This window comes from Bacillus sp. FSL K6-1218 (genome assembly GCF_038006445.1).
GTDB lineage: Bacteria > Bacillota > Bacilli > Bacillales > Bacillaceae_G > Bacillus_A > Bacillus_A thuringiensis_S.
In genome coordinates this window covers 1828914-1841705 of the sequence record NZ_JBBOVE010000001.1, presented here as the reverse complement: position 1 = coordinate 1841705, position 12792 = coordinate 1828914, and the positions used below count along the sequence as shown (strand labels likewise).

Genomic DNA, 12792 nt, shown 5'->3' with positions numbered 1-12792 from the left:
CGACACCTAACTATTACAATGATCTTATATCCTCACTTATTACATCATGAAGCACACAATTGTATGTATCCTTAAATCTTTATATTTTGTCCGCACTCAACTTGCATAATATTAAGTACGATTGATAGGCAGTAAACCATACATATTTCCCCTTTTTTCACACCCGATAATTAAAATTATGGAATACTAATTGTTTTCAATTAACAAAAATCCCCCACCTTCATAATCCTCGTTAGTAATTTTTTAATTATATTTGTATTTATAATTTCTTGTACTATAAATTCTCCATTATAACAAATACTAAAAACCGCAAAAAAACACTGTATTTTCTTTTGTTATTAATCTATGAGTATTAAAAGAAACTTCTTTATCACTCTTCTAGGTCCCCACAAACCCCCAACAGCAATTTTGTTTTAGTATAAGCCGTTATTTTAGTTAAGCATTCTCTTTCATTAAAGAGATAATCTCTTTAATCTTTTTAAATACAATTTCATTAGATATTTGTGGATGCATAGTACAGATAGATAATTTATGATTTTCATCTATAAATAATTTTTTAAAATAATAATATCGATTATCCAATACACTTTTCATTTTAATTATTTCTAAATAATTTCTTAAATCAATTGAAAATGACTCCAAAGGTATCGATAACCCTCTCCCAATCGCTTTAATATAACTCTCTTTTAAAGTCCATAAATCGTAAAATCTATTAATTTGTTCGTTTTGTGATTTAATGGAAAATACATATTCCGCTTCTTCAGTGGAAAAAAAAGATAGCACTAGACTTAAATCTATCAATTTAATAATTTCTACATCAATTCCCACTGGTGATGAATCAAATGCACAAACCACCCAATCTCCTGAATGTGATAGATTGAAATAATTTCCCTCTATCTTTATATAAGGCTTACCATAGGCATTGTAATATATATTAATATCTTTGTTCTTTAATGATAACTGTTTACCTAGTATAGATCTAACTAATATTTCTCCAACTAATGTTCGTTTTGCATCTTTAAAATGCAAAAAACTCTTTATTTTTTTTTGTTTTTCTAATGGAACATAGCTAAGAAGTTCTTCAAAATCATTGACAGAAAGCTCCTCTGATATATTTACGGCGATTATTTGCATCTGCTCCTACCTCACATTAAATTTCATAAAATCTGTACTACACAAACTGCTTATGATTTTAAATAATATACAGATTCCTGTCTTTTTGCTGTATTAAATACCGAAAAAATAATTCCTAAAATCAAAATAATACAACTATATCTATACGTATTATTAAAACTATTAGTAATCGCTTTTTTATATTGCTTCTTTGCATCCTGATATATATCCGAGATTGTTTTTTCTTGTAATTCAAAATCTTGATTTACTTTTTCTGCAAGCTCTTCAGGAGTATTATGTATAGCAACTTTTTTTCTTTCTTCTATTTGATAAATAAATTTCTCTAAAGAATCTTTAGAAGATGTGTCTTTCATATGTTTTCTATCTATTTGTTGAACATTTATAATTAATTTCTCTTTTATTTCTTTTGGCATATTTGTATGTTCAACTTTGTTTACCATTTCTTTTTTGACCAGATTTAGTTGTGATTCCAATTGATTATTTAGTAATGCTACTAAAACTGCTACACCTAATATACTACCAATAGTACGAGATATATTTGTTATGCTAGAAGCCATACCCGACTTATTAACAGGAACACTTAAAATTGCAGTAGTAGATATTGGAGCAAGTGTACATCCTGTTCCTACCCCACCTACTGCTACTCGCCAAATATAATCTAAACTTGTAAAATCTGTAGACATTGTAGTAAAAGAGTAAGTAGTAACAGCTAATAACAACATTCCTGCCATTCCTATCCATCTACTACCTTTTTTAGTGGCTATAGGTGTCATTATAGTTGTCACAATCATAGAAAATATGGCCAATACACTAATTATCAGACCTGCTTTCAATTCACTTATTCCTTGAACCTGTGTTAAAAAAAATGATAATAAAAAAATGATATTCATCATACCCATTCCTACTATAAATAGCAATAGATTTCCGACTGAAAATTGACGATTATTAAATAGCCAAAGTGGTAATATTGGATACTTTGATTTTTTTTCAATATTAATAAAACTTATAAAACTAATAATAGATATTACAAATAATAAAATTATATACTCTTTGTTCCAACTATCGTCATTCACTTTTAATAAAGCTAAAACTAAAGTAAATAAAAATAGAGAAGATAACAATACCCCTAACCAATCTATTTTCTTCTCTGATAATTCATCATAAGATTCTTTAAATAAAATCAATACTAATACACAGGCAATCAATCCTATAGGAATATTTATGAAAAAAATCCACTTCCAGCTTAATTGATCACTTAGTATTCCCCCCAAAGCCGGTCCTATAGCTGCAGCAAGTCCTCCAAAGGCCCCCATTATTCCTCCTATAATCCCTTGCTTTTCTTTTGGTACTAATTCTAAACCTAAAGGCATTGCCACCGGAACAATTATAGCTGCTGAAATTCCTTGAATTACTCTAAATAGGACTATTGTTTCCAATGAAATAGATAGTCCACATAATAAAGAACTAATTGTAAATACAAATAAACCTATTACATAAAACTTTTTACGTCCAAATCGATCAGCTAATTTTGCCATAGGTAACAAACAAACAGCAAATGCTAAATTATAACTATTTATAACCCAAGAAATATGTTCTACCGAAGTGTTAAAACTGATTGTCATTTCAGGTAAGACAATATTAACTATGTTTGAATCTAAAATTGCCATAAAAAAACCTGAGATTAAAGCAAATAAAGCAAAGCTATGAGTTAATTTATTATTCATTCTTATCTCCCCAATCTTTAAATTTTTTTACCTTACAGTGCCTTGATAGTAGATTTATATTAGTAAGTACTTACTAACATTTTATCACTTTTTTTACCTAAAACAAATAAATTCTTTGTGCATCAATATAATATACTTCAAAACTCTCATCGTTAAAGTTAAATATAGGTTGTTGATAATTCTCACCAACAACCTATATTTATTTTATTTAATCTAATTGATTATAAAATTTTTCTATATATTCATTATGATTTGATAACCATTTAAACCCTAAACGCTCTAACATTAAATTTGTTCTGTCACACACTCTTAGAAAATTTGATTCCTTAGTATTTCTAAATAAAAATGAATTTAATAAAACTTGAATTACAGATTGTCTTTTCATTGGGTCTTCAAGGTGATTAGATAAATATTGAACAAAATCATCAAAATTAACAACATCAACCGCTATACCCAAAGATTGAGCAACAATCCCCATATCATTCCAACTAATCTTATTAGGGTTAAAAACATGAAAAATCTCATTTTGAAGACACTCTTTATTAAAAAGAGTTACTATGGCTTCTGCTACCTGATTTACCCCTGATAAATCTAGTACTGGATTTATTAAAAAAGGATAGATTCCTAAATTATTCATTGCCTTTATTACCATATAGAAGCCTTCTTCTTTAAAATTATAAGGCATTTTTTTGGAGCAATAATTCATAAATAAAGAATTTAAACGATATATATTACAATTCAGTCCAGAATCCCTTGCAACTAGTACAGCTTCTTCTGCTAGTACTTTACTTCTTAAATAGTAGTTTTCAATCATATGATTTCCCTTTTTGTCATATTCACTAAATATGACATAATCACCACCACTTGCTATACTAAGTGTAGATATATAGTTGAAATCTTTTTTTAAACCTGTCTTTGCAAACTTCAATACATTTTTTGTTCCTTCGATATTAACATTATGGAAATCTTCCCAGTTCCCATAATGTTTTATTTTTGCCGCACTATGAAGAACACAATCTATTTTATAAGACAGTTTCTCATATTCCTTACATTCCATACCAAATTTATTTTGGGTAATATCTCCTAAGATAATATTGATTCTGGATTGATATTTCTTTAATAGATTTTCTTCATTAAAGTAATAAAGAAATCTTTTATTTAATTTTTCTTTAGCAGCTTCTACTGAAATTGAATTGACTAATAGATATATAGTTGATTCTGTTCTGTTTAATATTTCATTAACTAAATGAATTCCTAGGTACCCTGTTCCTCCTGTTAAAAATATATTGTTATAATTCTTTTGTGACAAAAGAACTTCATTAGAATAGCGCTTAACATCATTAGTATAGATATCTTTATATTCCTCTAATGCTTCAATATCGTTATGATTTATTAAACCTATGTCTTGTGTTATTTTATCTAGTTTGTTTTTTAAATAATTTTGCTTATAAGTCATATTCTTTGCAAACTCAAAAATTGTAGGAAATGCATATACGTCATTAATAGATACCTCGAATAAATCTACCAACTCAGAAATTATCTCTATCGCTTTTATAGAATTACCACCAAGTTCGAAGAAATTGTCGTATATACTAATAAACTCAGTATTTAATACTTTCCCCCATAAGTCTGCAAGTAGTTTTTCTCTTTCACTACTTGGTTCAACTCTTTTATTCTTTTCTCTTTTTTGAAGTATTTGTAATAATGCATTTCGATCAGTTTTCCCATTTGCATTTAATGGTATTTTATCTATACATATAAAGTTTGATGGGACCATATATTTCGGTAATATTCCTAACAAATACTTACGTAATTCTGAACCACTAAACTCTTTTTTCTCTTTTATAACCAAAAAGGCATATAAAGTCGCTTTTTCATCTTGTTTCACTATCACTTTAGCTTCTTCGATACAATAATAATTTTTTAATATAGATTCAATTTCTTCTAGCTCTATTCTATATCCATTTAACTTAACTTGATTATCTTTTCTTCCTAGAAATTGAATGTCTCCTGTTGGAAGATAGCGAGCTAAATCTCCAGTTTTATACATTAAGGATTCTTCACTAAAAGGATTATTAACAAATTGTTCTTTGTTTAATTTATGATTGTTTAGATACCCTTTTGACAAGCCTTTACCAGCTATAACTAATTCTCCAACCCCACCAATAGGTTGTAACTTTAAGTAATCATTTGGATTAACAATAAAGCACTGATAATTCATAAGAGGGGTTCCGATCGTTATTTCAGTATCTTTAGTAACTTTTTTATATGTAGCCCACACTGTAGCTTCTGTAGGACCGTATGCATTATAAATATCAGCTGTTGTATGCTGCTGAACCTGTTTTAGTAATTCTTTTGGAAAAGATTCTCCGCCTACTATAATTACTTTTAATTTTTCAAGACCGCTTGCATCCTCAATTAATAATTTTAATCTTGAAGGTGTCAATTGTATTATATCAACTTGATTATCCATAATTAATTTATTTATTTCTTTAATATTCATATGTTGCTTCTCATTTGCAATTATAACTTTTAATCCTACCGCTAATGAATATAAAGATTCTAAAATAAATATATCAAATGATATACCTGTTAATGCTAACATTACAGTAGTTTGTTTTTCATTTAATATATTCCTCATAGCTTCTACAAAGTTAGTAAGTGCCTGATGTTGTATTTGTACTCCTTTAGGCTTTCCAGTTGATCCCGATGTGAAAATAACATACGCTATTTGATTCTCTTGTATCTGCAAATCAAGATTTTCAGAACTATACTCTAACAACTTCTTATAATCATGCTGTTTTTTCAACAGATTAGATTCATTAGACTCTTTTACTATGAGTTTATTTACTTCTAAAATCACATCATAGCGATACTTTGTCAGCTCATTTTCAATTTTGCAATTTTTTCCCGATATATTTAATGAATGAATTATATGGCTTTTTATTTGCAAATCATTAAACCAAGATTTTGCTAGAAATAACTCTGATGAAAAATCAACTTTGGTTCTATAATTTGGGTTACTTTTAGAAAAATGAACAAGTGATTCAATCATCTCAGATTTTTTATCCTGATCCATTATATCACCAAGAAATATAACACCTTTCTGATCCAACATATCTGTGGCAATATTTATAACCTTTTTCAAGTAATTATGACCTGGAAAATATTGAACTGTACTATTAATAATAATCACATCAAATTTCTGCTTAATTTGCCCAATTTCATGAGCTGCTAAACATTCTAATTTAATATTTTCAATACCCTGTTTTTTAATGTAGTTTTTATTTTTTTCAATAGTCACATTTGACATATCAGTACCATAATATAATGTACAATATGGCGCTATCTTGTACATTGTAATACCAGATGCACAACCTATTTCCAATACACGAATATTTTCATGTAAATAAGGAGTCAATTTTCTCAAAACGTTATTTGAATACTCTTCCATCTCCTCCCTACTAAATTCTTCTCCTGTATAACTATTTATCCAACCACCCATACCTATTCTATTATTTGTACTAGCTCCAATATGATTCCATAATTTCGGATCCATTAATTCATTATTATGTGTATCTTCCACTTCTTCAATGTTATTACTATCCAAACATACATAAGCTTTAAATTCGAAACATTCCCACTGAAGTTTATTTAGCATCTGAACATAATTAGATTTCGAAATAATAACTTTTATTGCAGTATTATCTATAATATTTTTAATTCTATTTGTAGGTAAAGTCGGATCAATAGGTACATAAGAAGCGCCTGCTTTTAAAACCCCTAACATTGCTACAATGGTATAATGTGATCTCTCAAGTAAGATACCTACACACTCATTTGAATCTATGGTATACTCGCTAATTAAATACTGAGCTAAACGATTAGCACATTTATTAAGCTCCTCAAAAGTTAGTACTGTTTCTTCAAACTTTAAAGCTATTTTATTCGGTGTTAATTTTGCTTGTTTTTCTATTAAGACATGAATTGGTTCATTAAATTCTTGATTAATCGCCTCTATATTGGAATTAAATTCAAATAAAATTTTGTTAGAATCATATTCAGATGTAGCATTTATATTTTTTAGTAGAACATCTGGATTTGTTGTTGTCTCCTCATAATACAATATTAGTGTACGTAGCATCGCCTCTATTGTTTCTCTAAAATATACGTTTTCATTAAATTCAACTTTTATTTCAATGCCGTCGTTTAAATTAAATATAAATGCAATATCCGCAAATATCGGCTTTATGTAATTTATATCTTGTATTTCTTCTAGTAATGTAACTATTGGGAACAAGGGCATTTTTTCATCTTCTAATAAGATTTTATTCTCTTGTAAAATCGTTTGGTAAGGAATTTCTTGATTTTGTAATGCTTCCACTACAACTCCTTTAACTTCATTTATCCAATCTCGAAAGCTTATTTGACTATTAATTTTCTTTCTTAAAGTAAGTAACTGATTTATTGTCTTCTCATCCCCTCCCATATTAATTATAGGAGTTCCAATAACAACATCTTCATTATCAGTATATTTATATACTAAATACATGATTCCTGATAGTAATAAAATATAGGTTCCTAACTCAGAATTTTTACTTATCCGAAAAACATCTCTTACCAATTCATCAGAAAATTTTAATTTTACAATTTCTTTTTTATATTCTTTTAATAAAACACGTGACTTATCTGTTGGGAAGCTGCTCATAGCAACTTCTCCTTTTAGTTTTTCTTTCCAATAACCTTTTTGATTCTCAAAAATTTGATTTGTTACATACGGATCATTCGTTGCTTTACCCATTTTCATTCACCTTTCTAATGAATTCAAAATTGAAACTCTATATTTTCTACATTTAAATTAATTTGCGTAGGCTTTTCTCTCAAAATATCATTAATCTGTATTTCAGGGTTTGAAGTAATATCATCTAAGATCTTCAAATAATGTTCACTCATCATTTTAATTGTTTCTCTTTTAAACAGTTGAGTACTAAATTCAAATGTAAATTCTATACCCTGAGCTTGTTCAGAAGCAAACAACGTAATATCAAACATAGAAGTATTATTTTCAAATGGATACTTTTCCAAAGAAACACCCTCAAGATCAAAATTAGGTTTCTCCATATTTTGAAGTACAAACATTGTATCAAATAAAGGATTTCTTGCTGCTTCACGTTTTACTTTTATATTTTCAACTATTTTTTCGAATGGATAATTCGAATTATCAAAGAACTCCATAACATTTTTCTTTGTGTTTCTCATAAAGTCAAAAAAGCTTTGATTTGTTTGTATGCTAGTTCTTATAGGAATTGTGTCAACAAACATCCCTATAACATTTTCTAAATAATAATGTGGGCGACCATTTATTAACGTGCCAACTACAATATCCTTTTGAAGAGTATATTTATACATTAAAAGATAATAAGCTGATAACAAAACAGTAAATAAAGTTGTTTCGGCTGTTAATGCTAACTTTCTCAACTTACTTTCTAATTCTTTTGAAGAATAGCAAATAAATTTTTCTCCACTATATGTTAGCCTATCAGACCGTGAAAAATCAGTCGGTAAATTTAGAATTGGTATCTCTCCTGAAAAAATTCTTTTATAAAATTCCTCTTGTTTTTGATATTCATGACTATTTACCATATTTTCTTTCCAATTTGTAAAGTCCTTATATTGTCTATTTGGTTTATAAATCTCTTGTCCCGAATATGCTTTTATAAATTCATTTGTAAAAATCGCCATAGAAGTTCCATCTGCAATGATATGATGAATGTCTAGTAATAATAAATATTTATTTTCTTCTATTTCACCAATACCTACTCGAAATAATGGTGGTTCTTGTAAATTAAATGGTCTAATAAAATTCCGAATAGTTGTATTTATATTTTCTTTAATTTTTATTTCTTCAACTTCAAATGGCAGTGAAGCATGGATTTTTTGTACAGGTTGGCCATTAATTAACTGAAATGAAGTTCTTAATGACTCTTGTTTTTCCATTAGATCGAGAAAGGATTGTTTTACTTTTTCTAAATTTAAATTCCCCTCTAGTATAAAAGCTTGTGGCATATTATACGTTGTTGTTCCACTTGTAAATTGTTCCATTATATATATTCTTTTTTGGGCAGATGAAATGGGGTAGTAATCCATTACTTTACTTAACTCAATGTCATTTTTTAATTTAGTAACTTTTTCACTAGCGTCTTTATCTATATGACTTATTAAATCTTTAAAAATTGGGTATTTTAATAAATCAGTAACTTTCCACTCTAAAGATAAATATCTATTCAATTTATTGATAACTTTTAAAGCTATTATTGAATCGCCACCTAGTTCAAAGAAGTTATCAATTATATGAATAGTCTTTAATCCTAATTCTTCTGCCCATACCTTTGCTACAAGTAATTCATTTTTAGAATAATTTTGTTTATCTTTTCCAACTATTTTTATTTCACTTAATATATCCTCAACACTGTTATTAATTGATATATAACTATCCCATTTCATTGTTAAATTTTCTATTTCTTTTTTTAAATCAGCAGGCACCTTAGAGTCTTTTAGTAAATGAGAAATATTCAAATTAAACTCTTTACTGTCATTTTTTTCTGGGATACTTAACCAGCATGGGTATTTATCAAATACATATACAGGTAAAATTACTTTTTTCCGCAATTCACCTTTATACAGAAAATCCCAATCAATATCTGCTCCTTCAATGTAGTATTCACATATATTTTGCAATTCATTTCCTTTTACGTAATAAGGATTTTCTATTTGATTTATATATCTTAACGCTTCTTGGCTTGACTTTTTTATGTTTAACTCACTTAAAACTTTTATGTTTTCATCTGTCCTTCTATTTATTAGTGAGTATTCCCCCCAAAAAACCCCTTGTTTTTTTTGATTTTTTAAATTTTCTTCAGTAACTAGCAAATTTAATTTTGTCTTAAGTTCTTCCTCACTTTGGAATATGATAGCAAGGCGGTAATTATAATGCCCTCTTCCAGTATTTGCTGTATAACATAAATCTCTAAGGTCATACTGGTTTTCATTTAATAATTTTTGGTATTTTTTTATTAATTCTTTCACTGCTTTTTCACTTTTTGCTGAGATAGTTAATAAATGAAACATGTTATTATATTGATGGTTATTTACAGAATTCTCATTATTCCATTCTGACAAGACAATATGGCAATTAGTTCCACTCATTCCAAATGAACTTACACCACAAACCCTAGCTTTCCCTCCATTTTCCCAGGGTAGTAACAAATCATTCACAAATACAGGAGATGACTCAAATTCTATTTTACGATTAGGACGGTAAAAATGGATTGAAGGTGGCAACTCCTTCATTTTCATGGCCATGACACTCTTTACAACTCCAGCCAATCCAGCCGCTGCCTCTAAATGTCCTAAATTAGACTTTACAGAACCGATTGCACAAAATTGCTTTCGCTCAGTAAACCTTTCAAACGCTTTTTCTAAACCAGCTATTTCAATTGGATCACCTAGAGACGTCCCTGTAGCATGTGCTTCTATATACGTAATGTCTTCGGGAGATACTCCAGCATTTTCCCACGCTTGACAAATTACCTTTTCTTGAGCTTCTACATTTGGTGCTGTCAATGCAATTGAATTTCCATCTTGGTTAATTGCCCCCCCTTTTATAACAGCTTCTATATGATCCCCATCTTCTATCGCACAATTTAAAGGCTTTATTAGAATAGCTATAACTCCCTCTCCAGATCCAGTCCCTTCCGCACCATCATCAAATGATCTTGTTCTATAATCCGAAGCTTCAATGCCTAACTTTTGTTCTATTTCAAACGGTAATAAATTAATATGCGCGGTACCAACAATGGCTTGTTTACAATCGCCATTTTTAATAGCTTGACATGCTAAATATAAAGAGGTAAGCGATGATGAACAGGACGTATCAATTAACATGCTTGGCCCATTTAAGTCTAAAAGATAAGATATTCTACTTGGAATAACTGATGGTAAATTCCCAATAAATCCTGTCATATATGAATCTGGTTCAATATTTTGAATCATTTCTCTATAGCTTATTCCGCCTAATTCACTATGGCCTACAAATACTCCTGTCTCTGTGCCATTTAATCTCTTTCCTCCATAACCAGCATGCTCAATAGCTTGATAAGCAACTTGAAGAAACAATCTTTGTTTCGGGTCCATTAAACTTGCTTCTTTAGGTGATAAATTAAAAAATTTGTAATCAAAATTATCTATCTGATCAATATAACCCATTTTTTTATATCTATATTCATTTGTATTTAATATATTTACATGATGTAAATATTTATCCGCTTGCTCTTTTCTCAAATTTGGAATAGCATGAACACAATCTGTACCTAAACGTATATTCTCCCAAAAACTTTGAACATTATCAGCTAATGGAAATACACCTGCCATACCAATTATCGCAATATCATCATCACTTTTATCTAAATCTTTATTTTTCAAACTATTGTCCATGAAATCTTCCAATTTTATATCGTTAAAATTTAACATGATTCTCCTCCATCCTTAAAAACTTCAATGAAAATTCAAATTAAAAAGAGTATTTCACTCCTGTTTCTTCATATAATTTTTCAAAACGTTTTTGTTGTTCTTGAAAAGGGACTCTTTTTGTATCAAATACTGTTTTTAGAAGTTTTAATGCATAATGCATTTGTTCTATAGATGGTTTTTTATCATTTAATTCAAGATTTTCTTGAATCTTTCTTAACATTCTGATCGACTCAATAACTCCTGATGCATATTCGGAAGTATTGGTATTATAATTTTTCGTCGCTACCATCATTCCTAAACATCTAGTTATCAAAGAATATTTAGGCCTTGGAGCAACATTCAATCTGTCAAATAATAGCTTTTTATCCGTCCCATTATCATAAGAAAAAAATTCCATTTCTTGAACATTTCCTTTAGACAAATTAGTTAATACACCTTTAGGACCCATTTCAATCGCAATTGTTACTCCTTGATTTTTTAGATAGTCTATTGTTTGACTCCATTTAACTGGTTTAGTGATTTGAAGTGTTAGGTTCCTTTTCATTTCTTCTATGCTAACATAGGGCAAAGCTGTAGTATTTGAAATAATTTTCCCTTTAAATGAATGATATTTATTATTATCTAAATGTCTTGTAAAACTTTCGGCTACTGATTCCATTAAACTTGAATGAAAAGGAGCACTAACATTCAATAAGTTTGTACTAACCTTTTTTTGTTTCAAATAACTCTCTACTTGCTGAATGGCCTGTGCATTACCTGAGATAACTGTTTGAGTCGGGGAATTATAACAAGCAACACTTACTAAATTACCTTGTCCATTTACCTTTTCTAAAACTTCTTTTAAAATATTCTTATCAAAGTTATTTACCGCTAACATCATACCGGTATGCATATCACTTGCCGTTTTCATTAACTGTCCCCTTGTTCTAACTAATTTTAGAGCATCAGAAAATGAAATGGCTTGCATACAAGTTAATGCTGAAAACTCGCCTAAGCTATGGCCAGCGACATAATCAGGAAAAACACCAAACTCCTGTAAATATACACGAAACATAGCCACACTTGTTGCTAGAATAGCTGGTTGTGCATTCTCAGTACTTGTTAATACCTTAGAATCTCCTGAAAAACATATTTTCTTCAAGTCCATGTGCAAAACGTCTGACGCTTCTTCAAATACCATTTTTGCAAGGGAAAACTCTTTACAAAGAGCTTTCCCCATTCCAACATATTGAGAACCCTGTCCCGGAAATACCATTGCAATCTTTTCCATAAAACCTACCCCTTAATGGAATATTTACTTATTATCATTTCTATTAGCTTGATAAACATATTAGATAGTTCCTGTAATGTGTGCATCGCTATTCTTTCCTTATTAGATTTAATTGTAAAATGAACTATATTATTT

At 29.0% G+C, this 12792-nt stretch carries 5 protein-coding genes; all 5 read right to left on the bottom strand.

Translation table 11 applies throughout. From position 1 onward, the window contains the following. Positions 1-435: 435 nt before the first annotated feature. The 5 genes from MHI26_RS09505 to fabD all read right to left on the bottom strand — a co-directional run bounded on the left by MHI26_RS09505 (position 436) and on the right by fabD (position 12657). Entirely contained in the window at positions 436-1134 is a 699-nt protein-coding gene (locus MHI26_RS09505; RefSeq protein ID WP_061667415.1) for a 4'-phosphopantetheinyl transferase family protein, read from the bottom strand. A gap of 50 nt (positions 1135-1184) precedes the next feature. Continuing rightward, entirely contained in the window at positions 1185-2858 is a 1674-nt protein-coding gene (locus MHI26_RS09500; protein WP_016122316.1) for an MFS transporter, read from the bottom strand. A gap of 208 nt (positions 2859-3066) precedes the next feature. After that, entirely contained in the window at positions 3067-7659 is a 4593-nt protein-coding gene (locus tag MHI26_RS09495) for an AMP-binding protein (protein WP_061667414.1), read from the bottom strand. A gap of 23 nt (positions 7660-7682) precedes the next feature. Then, on the bottom strand, positions 7683-11387 hold the full coding sequence (locus MHI26_RS09490) for a condensation domain-containing protein (RefSeq protein WP_061667413.1): 3705 nt from the start codon (positions 11385-11387) through the stop codon (positions 7683-7685). Positions 11388-11427: 40 nt separating this feature from the next. Next, positions 11428-12657 (bottom strand): ACP S-malonyltransferase, encoded by a 1230-nt coding sequence (fabD, locus tag MHI26_RS09485; protein ID WP_061667412.1) that lies wholly within the window; start codon positions 12655-12657, stop codon positions 11428-11430. Positions 12658-12792: the final 135 nt, after the last annotated feature.